Genomic DNA, 16,690 nt, shown 5'->3' with positions numbered 1-16,690 from the left:
CCGCCGCCTAGGCGGGGGCCGGACCGACGATGGTGCCGATCTTCTCACCGCGGACCGCGCGCAGGATGTTGCCCTGGCTCATGAGGTCGAAGACGACGATGGGCAGCCCGTTGTCCATGCACAGGCTGACGGCCGTGGCGTCCATGACCTTGAGGCCGCGGGTGAGGACCTCGTTGTAGTTGAGCTTGTCGAACCTGACCGCGTCCGGGTTGCGCTGCGGGTCGGCGTCGTAGACGCCGTCGACCTGGGTGCCCTTGAGAACCGCCTGGGCGCCGATCTCCAGCGCGCGCTGGGCGGCGGTGGTGTCGGTGGAGAAGAACGGCGAACCGAGGCCGGCACCGAAGATGACCACGCGGCCCTTCTCCAGGTGGCGGATGGCGCGGCGCGGGATGTAGGCCTCCGCGACCTGGCTCATGTGGATCGCGGTCTGCACGCGGGTGTCCACGCCCAGGCGCTCCAGGAAGTCCTGGAGGGCGAGGCAGTTGATGACGGTGCCGAGCATCCCCATGTAGTCGGCACGGCCGCGCTCGATCCCGCCTTCGGTGAGCTGCGCTCCGCGGAACATGTTGCCGCCGCCGACGACGACGGCGACCTGGATCCCCTCGGAGACCGCCTCCGCGATGGACTCCGCCACGTACTGGACGACCTCGGGCTCGATACCGAGCCCGCCGCCACCGGCGAAGGCCTCCCCCGAGAGCTTGAGCATGACGCGTTTCCAACCGGAATCGTGCATGGCGGGTTCGCTGGTCAACGCTTCGTTCTCCGACACGGCCTGTGGCCTCCCTTGTTCTCCCCGAGTGGCACAGGGTCCCCCGAGTACTCCTGCTGCGGGCGGACGAGGCATTCAGCGCCTCGAATTCGCCCATATCCACCAGAAGGTGCCGGGGAGAGAAGTCTCCCCGGCACCTCCATCATGTCAAAACCCCTAGGCCTGGCCGACCTTGAAGCGGACGAAGCGCTTGACGGTCACGCCGGCCTCGTCGACGACCTTCTGGACCGTCTTCTTGTTCTCCTTGACGAACGGCTGGCCGAGCAGCGTCACGTCCTTGAAGTAACCGTTGAGACGGCCTTCCACGATCTTGGGGATAGCCTGCTCGGGCTTGCCCTCCTCGCGGGTGGTCTCCTCGGCGATGCGACGCTCGTTGGCCACGACCTCAGCGGGGACCTCGTCCTTGCTGATGTACTGCGGAGCCAGAGCGGCGATCTGCTGGGCGAGGTCCTTGCCGACCTCTTCGTCCTTCTTGTCCAGCTCGACCAGGACACCCATGGTCGGGGGCAGGTCCGGGTCGGACTTGTGCAGGTAGCTCGCGACGAAGGCGCCGTCGAACTTGGCGATGCGACGGAACTCGAGCTTCTCGCCGATGATCGCGCTCTTGGCCTCGATGTAGGCCTGGAGGCTCTTGCCCGGCTCGATCTCGGCGGCGGCGACGACGGCGATGTCATCGCTGTCCTGAGCGACGACGAAGTCGGCGACCTCGTTGGCCAGGGCGATGAAGCCGTCGTTCTTGGCGACGAAGTCGGTCTCGCAGTTGAGCTCGATGAGGGTGGCCTTGCCCTCGCTCTGCTGCTTGAGGACGACCATGCCCTGGGCTGCGGTGCGGTCAGCGCGCTTGTCGACGGACTTGGCGCCCTTGATCCGCAGGGCCTCGACGGCCTTGTCGTAGTCGCCGTCGGCCTCGGTCAGGGCCTTCTTGCAGTCCATCATGCCGGCGCCGGTCGCGTCGCGCAGCTTCTTGACGTCCGCGGCGGTGAAGTTCGCCATGACTGTTCTCGGATTCCCTTGAAGTGAAGTCTGATCTGGCAGTGGAACGGCCCGGGTGAGTACCGCGCGGGCCGCCCCGCCCACAGGGGCGAGGCGGCACACAGGCGACGGTCTTCCCGGGCCGCTGAGTTCCCGGAAGGAACCGCTGACTACTCGGCGGCCTTGTCCTCGGCCTTGTCCTCGGCCGGAGCCTCGGGGGCCTGCTCGGGGGCGTCCACCGGGGAGTCCTCGGCGGTGACCTCGGCCGGAGCCTCGGCGGCGACCTCGTCGGCCGGAGCCAGGGTGGCGGTCTCGGCCGGGGCCTGCTCGGCGGCGGCCTCGGCGGCAGCCGTCTCGCTCTTGCCCTCGAGAAGCTCGCGCTCCCACTCGGCCAGGGGCTCCTCGGCGGCCTTTTCCTCGGTCGCGCCGGAGGCGCCGGAGCGGACCAGCAGACCGTCGGCGACGGCGTCGGCGACGACGCGGGTGAGCAGGCTGACGCTGCGGATGGCGTCGTCGTTACCCGGGATCGGGTAGTCGACCTCGTCCGGGTCGCAGTTGGTGTCGAGGATCGCGACGACCGGGATGTTCAGCTTGCGAGCCTCGCTGATCGCGATGTGCTCCTTCTTGGTGTCCACGATCCACACGGCGCTGGGCACGCGGGACATGTCGCGGATACCACCGAGGGTGCGCTCGAGCTTGTCCTTCTCACGGCGAAGGTTCAGCAGCTCCTTCTTGGTGAGCGCGGAGCCGGCGACGTCGTCGAAGTCGATCTCCTCCAGCTCCTTGAGGCGCTGGAGCCGCTTGTGCACGGTGGAGAAGTTGGTAAGCATGCCGCCCAGCCAACGCTGGTTGACGAAAGGCATGCCGACGCGGCGGGCCTGCTCGTCGATGGCCTCCTGCGCCTGCTTCTTCGTGCCGACGAACAGGATGGTGCCACCGTGGGCGACCGTCTGCTTGACGAACTCGTAGGCGCGGTCGATGTACGCCAGCGACTTCTGGAGGTCGATGATGTAGATGCCGTTGCGCTCGGTGAAGATGAAGCGCTTCATCTTGGGGTTCCAGCGACGGGTCTGGTGCCCGAAGTGGACGCCGCTCTCCAGGAGCTGGCGGATGGTCACGACTGTGGCCATGACTGGTCCTCCTTGCGGTGGCGGATGCTTTCTCCGCCTTCGGTTGATCCTGACGCCCCGGCCGTACCGCCACCCCGCCGAAGCGGTGTGGACCGTGGGTGCGACCCCTCCCGGAGGAGGCGGGTGGGCGTGCGTATTGTGGGTTGGCCCTACGGGCCACGGATGATTCTATCCTCCGTCGGACACACCACGGAACAGCCTTGTGTCCAGGCAGATCTCCGAGAGCGCGACACTCGTCCGGAGGGCTCGGGCGGGGGTTGTCCACAGGCCCGCTCTTCCTCTGGCGAAGAGCGGTCGGCGAGCGCATTCTGGATTCATGGGCATCCGCCGCATCTGGCACCTCCTGCTGTCGCTCTCGATCCTGCTCTTCCCCGTTTTCCCTCACCGAACCGCGCTTTCGGCGACCTCGCCCGAGCCCTCCTGGCGCTGGCCGGTGGACGCTCCCGTGGAGGTCCTGCGCCGCTTCGACCCGCCCGCGCAGCGCTGGCTGCCGGGCCACCTCGGCGTGGACCTGGCGGCCCGCCCCGGCCAACCGATCCACCCGGCGGGCCCCGGCCGGGTCCACTTCGCCGGCAGGGTCGCCGGTGTGGGCGTGGTCAGCGTCTCGCACGGCGACCTGCGCACCACCTACCTCCCGGTGGACCCTGCCGTCACCCGGGGGGACCCGGTCGGCGACCAACCCCTGGGCACCCTGTCCGCCGCCCCGCAGCACTGCCCGCACCGCCCCTGCCTGCACTGGGGCCTGCTCCGCGACACCACCTACCTCGACCCCCTGGGCCTGGTGGGCCAGGGTGAGGTCCGTCTGCTCCCGCTGGGCCCGTCACCGTTGATGCAAGCGGCGCCGCAGCAGCTCAGGCGCGGGGGTGGGCCTGTTGGTAGGCGCTGCGCAGGCGGTCCACGGAGACGTGCGTGTAGATCTGGGTGCTCCGCGGGCTGGAGTGGCCCAGGAACTCCTGGACGCTGCGCAGGTCCGCTCCGCCGTTCAGCAGGTGGGTGGCGGCGCTGTGGCGCAGACCGTGCGGGGCGCTGTCCAGGCCCGCCGCCCGGAGGTGGGCGTGCACGTCCTCACGGGCCTGGCGTACACCCAGGCGGGCGCCGCGGGCACCCAGGAGGAGTGCGGCTCCGCTGGCACCGGCGGCCAGTTCCGGGCGGCCCCGGGCGGTCCAGGCGTCCAGGGCGTCCAGGGCCGGAGCGCCCACCGGGACCGTGCGTTCCTTGTCCCCCTTGCCCAGCACCCGCACGGTGTTCCGGGAGCGGTCGAGGTCGTCCAGGTCCAGGGCGCACAGCTCGGCGACCCGGATACCGGTGGCGTAGAGCAGTTCCACGACCGCGTGACGGCGCAGCTCCACCGGGGTCTGCGGCACGAAGCCCTCCAGCGCGGCCGCCGCCTGTTCCTCGTCCAGCACAGCGGGCAGGGAGCGCTGCTGGCTGGGCGCGGACAGACGGGGACCCGGGTCGGTGGCCAGGACCCCTTCGCGGTGCAGGAGGCGGGTCAGGGCGCGCACCGCCGCCACCCGGCGGGCCACCGTGGAACGGCTCGCCCCGGTGGACCGCGCCCGGGAGAGCCAGGCGCGGATCAGGGGGACGTCCAGGTCGGCCGGGGTGTGGCCGCGGGAGTCGAGATCGCGGAGGAGGGACCTGACGTCGGCCAGGTAGCCGCGCACGGTGTGCGGGGACCGGCCCAGTTCACTGGACAGGTGCGCGGCGAAGCGTTCCAGGACCCCGACGGAGGGTTCGGGGGCGGTCAAGCGTTCTCCCTGGGCAGGCAGGCGACGGCGTCGATCTCCACCAGGAAGCGCGGGTCGACCAGGCCGCTCACCTCCACCAGGCTGGCCGCGGGCCGGTGTCCGTCGGGCAGGGAGTCCAGGAGCGCGGAGCGGAACTCGTCCAGGTCGGCGATGTGCCGGAGATAGTAGGTCAGTTTCACCACGTGGCTCAGGTCGGCCCCGTGTCGAGCCAGGATGGCCTCCATGTTCCGGAAGATCTGCCGGGTCTGCCCGCCTGCGTCACCGACGACACCGCCGTCGGGGGCCTGCGGGGTCTGCCCGGAGACGAACAGGAGCGGACCGTCGGCCACCAGGGCGTCGCTGTAGGGTTTGGCCATAGCTGGACCGTACCCAACCCACGACACGGGTACCCCGGTGCGCGTCAGCCGGGCGGGACCCGTGCCGCTCCCTCCTTTCTCCAGCTGCTGCACGAAGGCCCCGGCCAGCGACTTCTCCGGTGTTCGGTGCCCGGCGGCCGGGAAGACACGCCACCAGGCGCGGCGGCCCAGCCGGGCGAGTCCGTGAACTCCCCGGTGTTCTCAACGGTCGGGCGAAACAGCGCAGAACATCTGCACCCCTGGTTCCGGGAGGGGATTCCTTTCCGGAGAAGAAAAACGCCGCATTAATGGGACACTGAAACGTTCGAAACTCTCCAGAAACCACCCGGAGTCGTTACCGGGATCGCTCCCAGTGCCACGGCAGGGCGCGGAGAAGCTTGTTAGGCGGCGCTCGGTTCCCATCTGCCGTCGAGCGTGTCGGAGGTGATCAGTAGGAGCTGGTTGTCGGCCCGCAGGATCGCCTCATGGAGTCTGCGCAGGACCGAGGTGGGATCGATGCCCAGCTCCCGGGCCAGGCGGATCCGGGCCGCGCGGTAGACCTCCAGTGCCTCGGCCTGGCGGCCCGACCTGTACAGCGCGAGCATCAGCAGGGCGAGCAGCCTCTCACGGTAGGGATGTGCGGAGGCGAGCTCCGCGAGTTCGGGAACCAGCCGTGCGTGGTGCCCCCGGTCCAGGTCGATTTCGATCCGTTCCTGGCTGGCCAGCAGCCGGAGTTCCTCCAACCGCCTGATCTCGTTCCCCACGACGCCGCTGTTGGGAATGTCGGAGTACGGTCTGCCCCGCCACAGCCCCGCGGCCCGGCCGTAGAGTTCGGCGGCCTGCCCCAGCTCGCCCTGGCTTCGAGCCCTGCGGGCGAGGGTCACGGTGGTCTCGAAATACCTCGCGTCGACCTGGGCGCTGCACAGCTCCATACGGTAGCCGAGGCCGTCCCGCGCCAGGCGGCCGCTGTCGCCCAAAGCCTTGCGCAGCCGGTGCACGTACACCTGCAAGGTGCTGCGGGCACCGCCCGGCGGGTTCCCCTCCCAGAGGGCCTCGGCCAGTTCGTCCAGGGACAGGCGGTCCCCGCCCTGGCTCAACAGCACCGCCAACAGGCGGCGCAGCATGGGGGCCCGGAGTTCAATGGGAACGCCGTCCCGATAAATCACGAGTGGGCCGAGAATGCCGAACTCAATCACGTCGCCTCCTGTCGGGAGATGCTTTACCCAACTCCATGTGTCCGGAACAGGCCAGCCTACTTATCACTTTCCGTGTCCAGTCATCGCCGGTGGTGACGTTTGTACGTGAAGAAAATAGGACGAATACCTCTTACGGTGCAACCGGGCAGTAATCGAGGTGTAAGTGGTTTCACCCATGCTGGGTCCAGCGCCGACCGAACCCAGGGAAGAAAGTGCGAGATGAACGCTAACGGGCGGCCCGCCGCTCCCCCAGAAGCATCGGCACCCTCTCCCCTGTGGTTGCCGATGACCTCGATGAACATGTTCGAACGCGGAGGGACCACCCTCGTCGCCGGTGAGGGAGTGCGCGTCCGGGACGACGCGGGCAACAGCTATCTCTCCGCGACCTCGGGCCTGTGGAACGTGACCTGCGGGTGGAACCACCCCGTGATCGTCGACGCCGTCTCCGAGCAGTTGCGCCGGTTCTCCTACGGGACCCTGTTCCGATACGACCACGACGTCGCCCGTACCCTCGCGGCACGGCTTCTGGACATCGCGCCCGGCCGCTTCGAGCGGGTCTACTTCTCCACCTCGGGGTCCTCCGCCAACGAGACCGCGGTCAAGGTGCTGCGCCGTTACCGCAGCCTCATCGGCCAGCCCGAACGCCGCCTGGTCGTCTCGTTCGACACCCACTCCTGGCACGGCACAGGCATCGGCGCCATGGCTCTGACCGGCGAGGACCTCGACCAGGAGGAGTACGGGGTCGACCGCCGGTGGAACCGTCTGCTCCCCTTCCCGGACTCGTTCGCCGCCGAGCGCGGGCTGGGGCCGGACGAGGCGGCCTGCCGAGAGGCCCTGGCCGAACTGGAACGGACCGAGGGAGACCGGGTCGCGGCGGTCATCGTCGAGCCGATCCTCTGTTCTGGCGGCGTCCTCATGCCGCCGGAGGGCTTCCTGGAGGAGGTCGCCGCTGCCACCGAACGGATGGGGGCCCACCTGATCGTCGACGAGGTGGCGACGGGTTTCGGCCGCACCGGAAGAATGTTCGGGGCCGAGCACACCGGTATCCGGCCGGACGTGGTCACCATGTCCAAAGGGATCAACAGCGGCTACCTCCCTCTGGCCGCCACGCTCTTCCCTGCCGAGGTCTACGAGGCCTACGAGAGCTCGGGGGCCTACCTCACCCACGGTGAGACCCAGTCCGGCAACCCCGCCGCCTGCGCCGCCGCGCTCGCAACGCTGGAGGTCGTGGAGAAGGAGAACCTGGTGCGGCGATCGGCCGAGGCCGGGGCCCGGTTGCGCAAGCACCTCGACTCCCTCCTCCAACTCGACATCGTCGGCGAGGTTCGCGGTGAGGGTCTGGCCCTGGCCGTGGAACTGGTGCGGGACTCCCGGAGCAGGGAGCCGCTGTCCCCGATGGAGATGGCGATGGTCAGCCATCTGTGCCAGCGCAACGGCCTCCTGGTCCATCTGAGCCGCCGGTGCCTCCTGCTGTTCCCCCCGCTCGTAGTCACCAACGCCGAAGTGGACGAGATAGCGGCCCGGCTGACCGGAGCGCTGAAGGCGGTGAGGTCGCGATGACAGCCACCAGTGCTGGAACCAACCCCCACTGGTGGGTGCCCACCAGAATCGACTTCGGTGCTGGCCGCCTACGCGACGTACCGTTGGAGGTCGAGCGGGCCGGCCGCCCGGTCGCGGTCATCGTCGACGAGCGCGCCGAGGCGGCAGCTCCCGGGATCGCACCACTGTTGGAGCGTCTCTCGCCCGAACTGCTCATCCGCCGTGCGGCCAGCACGCCGACCCGGCAGGAGGCCGAAGAACTCTCCAAGCGTCTGCGGGAGTCCGGTGTCCGCTCCGTCTGCGCGGTCGGCGGCGGAACGGTACTGGACCTGGCCAAGGCGGCCGCTGCCGCAGCTGCACTGCCCGGGCTGCTCTCGGGGTGGCGACCCGGCGGCGGATTCGTCCTCCCCCAGCCCGTGACGCGCGGCGGTCTGCCAGTGGTGGCGGTGCCCACCACCGCGGCGACCGGTAGCGAGGTCAACGCCAAAGCGAGCCTGGCCGACGGTGGAGACCGCCGTTTCCTGGTCCACTGGTCCCTGTTCCCCAGAGTCGCGGTGATCGACCCGATTCTGCACACGTCACTGCCACCCGCCCTGACCGCGGAGGGGGCCCTCGAAACGGTCGCCCGGCTCCTGGTCCCCATGGTGTCGGACCCGCCCACCACGGCCCTGCCCGACGAGATCGCGGTCGGCCAGATCAGAGCGGTGGTCCCGGCCGCGGACCGGGCCCTGGCCGATGGAGACGACCTTGAGGCGCGGGGCACAATCGCGCTGGCCGCCAGCGTCAGCACGTTCACTGTTCACCAGATCGGCCGCCACCAGCACTCGTTCTGGATTTGGTACCCGACGAACACACTCACCGCGCACGGCCTGCGCAAGGGCCCGGCCCTGGGTGTTCTGCTGACCCGGTGGGCGCGCCTGGTCGTCGACGGCGACAAACTGGCCGGGCACGCGGACCGGCTCGCGGATCTGGGCGGCCGCGCGCTGGGCCTCACGGGGGCTTCGGTCACCCCGACGCAAGCCGCCGACGCCCTGGTCGGCCTCCTGCGGCGGTGGGGTTTCCCCACCGAGTTCGAGGAGCTGGGCCTGGACACCACCGCCGAGGAGCTGACCGAGCAGACATGGCGGGCCTGGTCCGAGCCGCTGCAACCGAGGACGAGGGAGCAGGTGCGCGCTCTCTTCGAGGGCGCCTGACGCACCCCGGGACCGCAACACGGCCCCCTTTTCGAAGATGATCTTGCTACCAGGAGCAAGTTCGGCGCCGAACTTGCTCCTGGTAGCAAGATCACGGGGAATATGGGGGCTAAGGCGTCTCTGCCCAGGCGTGGGCCGGCACGCCAGGGTAGGACGTGGTCGTCCAGGTAGGCGTGGAGCGTGCTCGTAAGGGCGCCGGGGCCGGTCATCACACACCGGTCCTCGACGCCCTCGGGCGTGGGCGCAGGAGTTCCGAAAAGCTCCCGTCAACGATTTATTAGAGCGGTACCTCCAGTGAGGCCCCCACGTGGGCGGCCACACCGATCGGTGCCACGCACATTGTGGAGGCGTCGGGCAACTCCAGGTTCCCCTCGATCCCCGGGCCGTCGTAGGCACAGAGCGGGAAGGTTCCCAAGCCCCGGTCCGCCGCAACCAGTGCCGCCGCCTGCAAGGCGACGCCGGTGGCGACGGCCCCCACCCTGAAGGCGCCCGGCCCGTGCTCCTGGACCAGCGCGGGCAGGTCCAGGACCGGTACCACCACCCCGGCGAGCGAGAGGTTGAGTCGGTGGCCCGGAGCCCCGATCCGGGTGGCCACCCGCGGGTCCTTCGGCGGTACCAGTTCCCCGTAGCCGCCCAGCGGCGCCAGTACCGAGTCGACCGCGGCAGCCACCGGTGCGAGGTCGTCGGCTGACGGCGGCGGCGCCACGAATCCGCCTACCGGACTACGGCGGCGCAGCATGGCCCGCTCAGGGTCACGGGGCATCGTGATCTCGCCGAACTCCAGTTCCGGCCCCGGCGCGGACCGGCGGGCGGCCATGAGGACGTCCTGGGGGTAGCGGTCGGGAACCGGCGGCACCCGCACCGGGGCCGGCTCGCTCGCGGGCGCGACCTCGTGGGTCGGCCCGACTGTGACGACCGCGAAGGCGATCTCGGTCTCGTCGCCGAGCTCCAGCAGATACTCGATCTCGTCGTCGGCGAAGGACAGCCGGGGAGCGCACTCCCAGCCCAGGTCGCGACCGGCGATCAGCAGCTGGGCCAGTGTGTGGCCGGTGTCCAGCAGGTGCAGCCGGTGGGCGAACTTCCCGTACCGGCCGGTGGTGCGCTCCAGCCGGGTCGTCAGCACGATGGTCAGGTCGGAGACCGGTCCGCCCAGGGCCCGCGCCAGCCGGGGCCGCGGATCGCCGGTGGTGACACGCGTCAGCGCGTGGTGGACGGGGTTGTAGCGATGGGCGCCGGTCGGCAGCCCCGGCACCCCGCCCGAGAGCAGCCACAGATCGACCGGGTAGGCCGCACCGCCGCTGGCGACGAGCCGGAGCAAAGTGGTCATCACGTGCTGTTCGTCGAAGCCCCACCCCGGAGCTCCGGTGGGCAGGAAGGCCCGTGCCCCAGAGACGGTCAGGAAGCGGTGCCGCGCGAGACCGTTGCCGGTGGCCAGCATGCGGGAGATCCGGTCGACCGGTCCGGCTGGCCGGCGGACGGGGCGGGGCAGGGGGTGCTCACCGATGCCCGGTCGGCCCGCCCTCGTCGGATAGAGCTGGTACGCCCCCGACACCTGTGGCAGCTCGCGGTCGGCCAGGTAGGCCAGGACGGTGTCCCGGTCGGCGTCGGTCGCGTTCGTGCGCTCGGCCGTGCTCATGAATGCCCTTCTACGAGTTCGGTCTTGCCCGCGGCCACCATCGCCACGGCGTCGACCCCACAGGCCTGCTCCACCGCGTCGGCGACGACATGGCAGTACAGGAATCGGTCCACCGGGCGGATGCCGATCCGCGCCAGGTGCAGGTACAGCAGGTTCAGCGCCACCCGGTAGCGGAGGAACCAGGGGGCCTCGCGGAGGGTCTGCTCGAAGTCCCCGGAAGCGCGCAGGGTGCGGTGGAAGGCGCTGTGGCGCGTCTGTTCCACTGTCGCGCCGCCGCCCTCACCGCCCCCGCCGGTCGCGATCGGCCCGTCGAGGTCGAGCCGGCCGTCCGCGAGCAGCGGTCGGGCGTCGTCGGCGGCCCTGACGAGCTCCCGGCCCACGGACGCGGTCAGCGGGTCCACGTGGGAGGCGGGCCCCTCGGCGTGGGCCCGTACCCGGCGCACCAGGGGGTCGCGCAGTCGGGCCGAGCGTTCGTCGAAGAGCGACCGGACCGCCCGCGGATCCGGGCTGCCCATGATGTGCGCCTCGGCGTGGGAGCGGTAGGAGACGAAACCGCGTTCGAGGTAGCCGCCCACCTGCCGCGCCATGAGCAGCATCAGGTCGACGACGTGGGTGCTCTGCGGGGGGCCCTCGCCCACCGCTATGGTGAGCGCGGCCTCGCCGGTCCGCTGTTGGAAGCCCTCGAACAGCTCCACCGCGTCGTGCGTACCGAGTACGTGCAGGCGCGGGTCGTGCGGCTCCTCCTCGACGGTGTTGTCGGGTTGCTGGGGTTCCAGCGGGCCGTGCTCCCGTTCCCGTTCGGCCAGTTGCCGGTAGGTCTCCCGGAGCGGCTCGGGGTCGAGCACGGTGGTGGACGGGTGGGCGGCGAGCGCGGGCCGGAGGTGGCGTTGCGCGGCGGGTCGCACGATCCGCTCCCAGGCGGCGTCATCGGCGTCCACGACGATCCTCAGGTGCGGTCCCCGGCGCCAGTGCCGTGTCCAGAAGGCGGGTAGGCCCGCGGCCGCCAGTTCCCCGATCAGCGGTCGTACCCCGGACCGCAGCAGCGGCGCGGGGTCGGGGTCGTGGTAGGCGACCCGGAGCCGCCGGGAAGCCGTCACGGCTTCACCGACACGGTCTCGGCCAGGGCCAGCCTGAGCAGTTCCATCACCAGTGCTTCACGTTCCATGTGAACCCCGAGTCGGTTGTTGTGCATGTGCAGCGCGGAAAGAGTCACCATCCCCCGGTCCAGGTCTTCGATGTCGTGCGGTGCGCTGCCCTCGGGCGGTCTCAGCAGACCACGCGCCGCTACGTCCCCGAGCCCGTCCTGGAGCCGCCGACAGGCCGTCAGCCACTCCCCCTCGCCGCCTGTGGGCTTCGCGGTCAGGGCGTGTCGGACGAGCTGGCGGACGCGTTCCCCGGAGCGCTGCCACGACTGGTCGACGATCCCCTGCCACCGGGCACCGATCCGTTCACCGATCCAGCGCCCGACCATGTGATCGACGAACCCGTGCGCCCAGTCCGCGTCACCGACCGCCGCCAGTCCGCCGGCCATGCACCACACGGCGCGGGCCACGGAGTCGGTCGGGGTTCCGGCGTAGGCCAGGGCGTCACGGCTCGACGCGGTGAAGAACTCCTCGACGTGCTCCATGGCCTCGGGGCCGCCGTACATCCCGGTCTCAGGCCGGTACTCCTCCCAGGTGAGGGTGTTGTCCGGCAGCAGGTCGCCGCCCGACTCCTCGCCCGGCTCACCGATCAGACCGACGAGCCGCCGGTACTCGGCGGGGTCGGCGCGGGTTCGCGAGGGGTGCGTGCGCACCAGTTCCGCGAACCGGTCCCGGACCTGTCGGCGCGCGAACTCACGGTGAGCGGGGTCGGGCACCCGGAGGCGGAACCTGACGTGCGGCCCGCCGGTCCAGTAGCGGACGTAGAACCAGCGCGGGGCCCGGTCGCCCAGCGCCCGCACGGTCGGCGCGACAACGGAGGTGACCACCTCCGACGGGTCCTGGTGGTAGTAGCAGTGAGCGGCGATCCAGCTGCTCATGGGCGGTCCCCCGGTAGTTCGACGGCGTACTCCACGACCCGTTCAGGGCCGAACACGGCCGGCGCGGCCTCCTGGAACAACAGCAGGTCCCGCCCCCTGGACAACCGGGCCAGTTCCTCGGCGCCCCACCAGGAACACAGGTCCAGCGGGCGAGGCCTGCGGTCCTTGGCCTTCTCCATGACCCGTTCGGTGGAGTCGACGGTGTCGGCGGCCCGCGCGAAGACGATGTCGGGCAGTCCCAGTTCCCGGACCCCGCGGCGGAGGCGGGCGAAGCGGTCGAAGTCGTCGCCCCCCTCGCCCGGATCCAGCTCCGCGCGGGGCACGATCCAACTCCGGCGCTCCATGAGGACCCCGCCCACCCGCAGCCGCGGCAGGACCGAGACCTCGGACGGTCGAGGGTCCACGTGCAGAGCGCGGGCCCGGCCGACCAGAGCCCACGCCTCGGACATGGGTGTGGTCAGGTCGAGCAGGAAGCGCAGTACCGGCGGGAACCAGTACCGGCCCATGGTCCCCCGGTGGATGAGGCGCACCGGGCGGTCCTCGGGGCGCCACCACAGGTCCGGGAGCCCGGTCCGGTCCAGTCGGATCTCCAGGTCGGCGGGGCGCACGCGCCGCTCCGCGGGCAGGGAGGGGACGCACCCGGGCCAGACCAGCTCGTGGGCGGCGTAGGGCGCCACCCGGTTGAGGGAGCTGCGGAACAGGCCCGCCACCTCGACGAGAAGGGGCCCTGCCTCGTCCCCCCGCGGTGCGGGCGAACCTGACCAGCGGCGGACCCGCGAGCCCGCCGTCCCGTGTCCGGGAGCGGCCGCGTTGAAGGCCACGGTGCCATCGGCCAAGGGCTGGAGGAAAAGGGTCGTGGGGTGGTCGCGGGGCAGCCAGGCGGGCAGGGCGTCGAGCAGCCGGTCCACGGCGTCGGTGTCGGCGTCGAAGCCGGGGCCGCAGTCAAGCGGCGGGGTGAGGAGCTCCAGCAGCCCGCTCTGGATCCGGCGCAGCTCCTCGACCCCAGGCACACCGCTGTCCGCCAGGTAGAAGGGGTTGTCGCGCAGCCCGCGCAGCCGGGCCCTCTCCGGCCACCCGTCCGGGGAATCGCCGGGGGAATCGTCCTCGTTCCAGGCCAGCCATGCCTCCAACAGCCCCACACGGGCGCCGTCCCCGAACCGGCGCCGGAGCAGCTCCGCGATGGCCAGACGGCCGGGCAGGGCACCGTCGAACACCGACACCAGGCGCCGGACCCGGTGCAGGTCGTCGTCGAGCGCCGACCAGTCCGGGGTCCGGGGCGGGGAGGGCCAGCTGGGCAGGACGTCCTCGTAGCACAGGTACTTGCCGGGGATCAGGGACGCATCGCCCCCGACGGCGGTCATGGCCTCCCCGACCCTCGCGCGCAGCCGGCCCAGGGACCGCCACCGGTCCGCCGGCGCCTCGGCGGCCTCGGCCTCGCGGACCGTATCGCCGACCCGCCGGATCGGGGAGTCCGGCGGCAGCCCGAGGCGGTCGGCCGCCTCGGTCAGCAGGTCCGGCGCCTGGTCCGGCACGCCGAGGTCGCTCTGCAGGACCCCGGCCGTGACCAGCCGGCCGAGCATCGCCTCGGCCTCGGTAGCCGCCGCACCGAACTCGGTGGTGAGGAATCCGGTGAGCTCGGCCGGGGAGGCGCCGTCCCGGGCCCGCCGGACCAGCGCGAGCAGCCACGGGCGGGCGGGGACCCCCACGCAGCGCCCGTCCGCGTGCGCGACCACGGCACGCTCCCCCGTGAGGGTCAGGGTCGGGTTGGTGCGCAGGAACAGCGGTCCGTGCTCGGACACCAGAAGGCGCTCCAGCTGGAACTCGACCTCGGCGTTGAGTTCCAGGCGGCGGGAGAGCCCGGCCGGGGCCGGGACCTGATACGCCTCCGGAGCGCCGGGCACGCCCTCCCCCGCGGCCCCGCCCGCGGCGGGAAACGGCCCGGCGGTGGTCAGGGTGGAGAAGGGGCTGGTCTTCAGGGCGGTCCGCAGCACGTAGTTGACCACGCGCCTGCGGGTGTTGAGGTGTTCGGGCGCGTCCGGAGGGCCCGAGAGCCACGCCTCGACGTCGGGGAACAGAGCGTCGCTGGCCATCGCTAGGGCACGTCGGAAGTCCGGGTCCCCGACCAGGCCGGCCAGTCGGTGCTCGGCCTGGGACCTCTCCGCGCGAAAAGACGCACGGGCCCGCTCCCGGCCCCGGGCCAGCGCTTCGTGGTCGGAACCCAGCTGGCCGAGGAGTTTGCGCGCCGGTTCCGGCAACCGGGTCAGGGCGTCCTGCGGCAGTGCACCGGGAGCTCGGCCGTTGTGCACCGCCCGGCGGCAGGCCAGCAGCGCCCGGCGCACGGTCCGGTCCTCGCAGCCGCCCACCGCCGTGTGGATCAGGTCCGCCAACTCCTCGCCCCGGCGGCCCAGGTCCCCCCGGAGGGCGTCGAGGTCGTTCAGAAGGCGGGCAGTGCCGGGCAGCTCGCCTACCCGTGCGCTGCCGCTGGGCAGGCCCGCTACGCGTACGACGATCAAGGCCGCACCCTCATCCCCAGGTGCCAGGGCGCGTTGGGCTCGCCCAGTACCAGAAGAAACACCGGTATCTCCCGTTCACCGTCCAGCCCCAGCAGGCGGGCGCACTCGTCGGCGTCGTAGCTGTTGGTCACCCGCGCGGACAGGCCTTGTGCGGCCGCGGCCAGCGAGACCCGCTGCGCCACCACTCCGGTGAGCAGCTGGGTCGCCCGGAAGGCACGCCTGGGGTGGTGTTCGAGCAGCCGCGCAGTGTCCGCGGTGACCGCTACCATCAGCGGCGCGGTCCGTACGTTGATCTCCGTCCGCCACACGTCCATGGTCTGGAACGGGAGGCGCAGGTCTGCGCGGCTCACGGTGCGCAGAGCGCCGTCCACGTAGCGGTAGTGCCCCTGCGGCAGATCGGTGACCGCTCCCGCGATCACGTGCAGCCCCACCTCGGGCGGGGCCGCCTCGTGCCACAGGTCATCGGCGTCCGGCCGGACCGCGTCGAGCAGGATGTCGGCCACGACCCCCAGCGGCACCGGCTTGGCGGCAGGCAGGAACACGTCCGGGCCGGAGTCGCGGCGCAGCACCGCCGCCCCCGTGTCAGTTCCGCTCTCCTGCCGCAGCGGCGCCAGCGGCAGGTCGGTGTCGCAGCCCGCCGCCGGTTCAGCACCGGCCAGCGGGGGACCGGCCGCCGCCCTGACCGGTTCCAGCTCCGCCGGGTCGTGCAGCCGCGAGGCCCGCTCGACCGCCAGGGTCCGGTGGCTCAGCACCGGTTCGAGGCCGCTTCCGCCAGCCACGGGGACCACGGTCCGCCTCGGCGGAACCGGAGCCGCCGGGCGGTAGCCCGGCTCAGTCGGAGCGTTTGCGCGGTCCCACAGCGGCAGGAGGGCCAGAACGGACTCGGAGTCGTCGTCGGGCAGCGCCAGCAGTTCGGCGAGGGCCTCGTCGAGGAAGCGGAGCCGCGTGTGGCCGCCCAGGCCCAGGGCCGAGGCCACGACCCGGAGGTTGCCCAGGACCAGCCCGGCTTCCTGGGTGGCCAGCCGGTAGGCGTAGTTGCGGTACCGGAAGGCGGTCTTGCCCAGCCTCGCCGTGACGATCAGCACGGTCCGCGCTCCGTCGAGCCGTGCCGCCGAGGCGGCGGCCAGGTCGGACCGTCCCACGTCCTCGCGCAACTCGGAGAGCTCGTGATGCGCCGGGTCGTAACGGTGGACCCCGCCCGGCGCCGCGTCCGACCACACCGCCAGCTCCACCGGATAGAAGCACCGGGCCGAGGCCACCGTCCGGTGCCAGGGCCACTCCACCTGTGGGCCGATGTCCATCCGGGAGAAGCCGTAACCGTAGAACAGCAGCTCGCCCAACCGCTCCAGGTCCGACACGTGGCCGGGGCCGGCGCGGTCGGCGCCGGCTCCGGGGGGCGTCTGCTCCTCCCGGAGCGCGGCCCCGAGCGGGCCGATCCGGTGACGCGGCCCGGCGGGGAGCCGGAACCTGCGCCGCGGCTCGGCGGGGCGGGTGAACAGCGGGGGGCGGGCGGGGTCGTCGAGCCCGCCCTGCCCCTGCGCGTGGATCGCCTGCCACCGGTAGTGCACGTCGTACAGGTACTCGCGTACCAGGGCCGCGTCCCCGTCGCCGGTCACGGGTACCGCCGTTGTGTTCGGAT

13 protein-coding genes and 1 pseudogene are annotated in these 16,690 nt (G+C 71.5%); 3 read left to right on the top strand and 11 right to left on the bottom strand.

The window, feature by feature from the left end; all coding sequences use genetic code 11:
• Positions 1-7 precede the first annotated feature (7 nt).
• From pyrH to rpsB, 3 genes are all read right to left on the bottom strand, one after another.
• Positions 8-733, bottom strand: coding sequence for a UMP kinase (gene pyrH / locus D457_RS0111225; RefSeq protein WP_239646074.1), 726 nt, complete (start codon positions 731-733; stop codon positions 8-10).
• Positions 734-925: 192 nt separating this feature from the next.
• Positions 926-1,762, bottom strand: a complete 837-nt coding sequence (gene tsf, locus D457_RS0111220; protein WP_017580758.1) for a translation elongation factor Ts — start codon at positions 1,760-1,762, stop codon at positions 926-928.
• 149 nt (positions 1,763-1,911) lie between these two features.
• Positions 1,912-2,871 carry a 30S ribosomal protein S2 gene (gene rpsB / locus D457_RS0111215; RefSeq protein ID WP_017580757.1) on the bottom strand — a complete coding sequence of 320 codons (960 nt, stop codon included), beginning with the start codon at positions 2,869-2,871 and terminating at the stop codon, positions 1,912-1,914.
• A 316-nt stretch (positions 2,872-3,187) separates the two neighbouring features.
• On the opposite strand from rpsB, the pseudogene D457_RS34680 reads away from it, so the two are divergent.
• A pseudogene (locus D457_RS34680) lies at positions 3,188-3,583 on the top strand (peptidoglycan DD-metalloendopeptidase family protein); the annotation flags it as partial.
• 139 nt (positions 3,584-3,722) lie between these two features.
• On the opposite strand, the gene D457_RS0111210 reads toward D457_RS34680, so the two are convergent.
• From D457_RS0111210 to D457_RS0111200, 3 genes are all read right to left on the bottom strand, one after another.
• A complete protein-coding gene (locus tag D457_RS0111210) occupies positions 3,723-4,619 on the bottom strand; it encodes a tyrosine-type recombinase/integrase (RefSeq protein WP_017580756.1) in 897 nt (298 codons plus the stop codon).
• Positions 4,616-4,975 carry a RidA family protein gene (locus D457_RS0111205; RefSeq protein WP_017580755.1) on the bottom strand — a complete coding sequence of 120 codons (360 nt, stop codon included), beginning with the start codon at positions 4,973-4,975 and terminating at the stop codon, positions 4,616-4,618. The genes D457_RS0111210 and D457_RS0111205 overlap by 4 nt, the downstream gene beginning before the upstream one ends.
• Positions 4,976-5,355: 380 nt before the next feature.
• The gene (locus D457_RS0111200; protein WP_239646071.1) at positions 5,356-6,150 is read right to left on the bottom strand and encodes an AfsR/SARP family transcriptional regulator; all 795 of its coding nucleotides are present in this window, start codon (positions 6,148-6,150) and stop codon (positions 5,356-5,358) included.
• Between the two features lie 285 nt (positions 6,151-6,435).
• Between D457_RS0111200 and D457_RS0111195 the strand changes: the two genes are divergently transcribed.
• Complete coding sequence (locus D457_RS0111195) at positions 6,436-7,710, top strand: aminotransferase family protein (RefSeq protein WP_017580753.1); 1,275 nt, start codon at positions 6,436-6,438, stop codon at positions 7,708-7,710.
• Complete coding sequence (locus tag D457_RS0111190) at positions 7,707-8,882, top strand: iron-containing alcohol dehydrogenase (protein WP_017580752.1); 1,176 nt, start codon at positions 7,707-7,709, stop codon at positions 8,880-8,882. Before D457_RS0111195 ends, D457_RS0111190 begins: the two co-directional genes overlap by 4 nt.
• Positions 8,883-9,159: 277 nt before the next feature.
• On the opposite strand, the gene D457_RS0111185 is transcribed toward D457_RS0111190, so the two are convergent.
• From D457_RS0111185 to D457_RS0111165, 5 genes are read right to left on the bottom strand one after another with little or no spacing between them, the layout of a single operon-like run.
• Positions 9,160-10,518, bottom strand: a complete 1,359-nt coding sequence (locus tag D457_RS0111185; RefSeq protein WP_017580751.1) for a SagB/ThcOx family dehydrogenase — start codon at positions 10,516-10,518, stop codon at positions 9,160-9,162.
• A complete protein-coding gene (locus tag D457_RS0111180) occupies positions 10,515-11,615 on the bottom strand; it encodes a thiopeptide maturation pyridine synthase (protein WP_017580750.1) in 1,101 nt (366 codons plus the stop codon). The genes D457_RS0111185 and D457_RS0111180 overlap by 4 nt, the downstream gene beginning before the upstream one ends.
• Complete coding sequence (locus D457_RS0111175; protein ID WP_017580749.1) at positions 11,612-12,538, bottom strand: lantibiotic dehydratase C-terminal domain-containing protein; 927 nt, start codon at positions 12,536-12,538, stop codon at positions 11,612-11,614. Before D457_RS0111175 ends, D457_RS0111180 begins: the two co-directional genes overlap by 4 nt.
• Entirely contained in the window at positions 12,535-15,051 is a 2,517-nt protein-coding gene (locus D457_RS0111170; RefSeq protein WP_017580748.1) for a lantibiotic dehydratase, read from the bottom strand. Before D457_RS0111170 ends, D457_RS0111175 begins: the two co-directional genes overlap by 4 nt.
• The gene (locus D457_RS0111165; RefSeq protein WP_017580747.1) at positions 15,048-16,667 is read right to left on the bottom strand and encodes a SagB family peptide dehydrogenase; all 1,620 of its coding nucleotides are present in this window, start codon (positions 16,665-16,667) and stop codon (positions 15,048-15,050) included. The genes D457_RS0111170 and D457_RS0111165 overlap by 4 nt, the downstream gene beginning before the upstream one ends.
• Positions 16,668-16,690: the final 23 nt, after the last annotated feature.

It is taken from the genome of Nocardiopsis valliformis DSM 45023 (assembly GCF_000340985.1).
Lineage (GTDB): Bacteria > Actinomycetota > Actinomycetes > Streptosporangiales > Streptosporangiaceae > Nocardiopsis > Nocardiopsis exhalans.
Note: the sequence above shows the minus strand (reverse complement) of the source record. Positions and strands in the feature narration are given on the sequence as shown.

What these genes read in the sequence shown, in the direction of transcription:
- pyrH (WP_239646074.1), bottom strand. Translation starts at nt 733, where the DNA reads ATGCACGATTCCGGTTGGAAACGCGTCATGCTCAAGCTCTCGGGGGAG.
- tsf (WP_017580758.1), bottom strand. Translation starts at nt 1,762, where the DNA reads ATGGCGAACTTCACCGCCGCGGACGTCAAGAAGCTGCGCGACGCGACC.
- rpsB (WP_017580757.1), bottom strand. Translation starts at nt 2,871, where the DNA reads ATGGCCACAGTCGTGACCATCCGCCAGCTCCTGGAGAGCGGCGTCCAC.
- D457_RS0111205 (WP_017580755.1), bottom strand. Translation starts at nt 4,975, where the DNA reads ATGGCCAAACCCTACAGCGACGCCCTGGTGGCCGACGGTCCGCTCCTG.
- D457_RS0111195 (WP_017580753.1), top strand. Translation starts at nt 6,436, where the DNA reads ATGACCTCGATGAACATGTTCGAACGCGGAGGGACCACCCTCGTCGCC.
- D457_RS0111190 (WP_017580752.1), top strand. Translation starts at nt 7,707, where the DNA reads ATGACAGCCACCAGTGCTGGAACCAACCCCCACTGGTGGGTGCCCACC.
- D457_RS0111185 (WP_017580751.1), bottom strand. Translation starts at nt 10,518, where the DNA reads ATGAGCACGGCCGAGCGCACGAACGCGACCGACGCCGACCGGGACACC.
- D457_RS0111175 (WP_017580749.1), bottom strand. Translation starts at nt 12,538, where the DNA reads ATGAGCAGCTGGATCGCCGCTCACTGCTACTACCACCAGGACCCGTCG.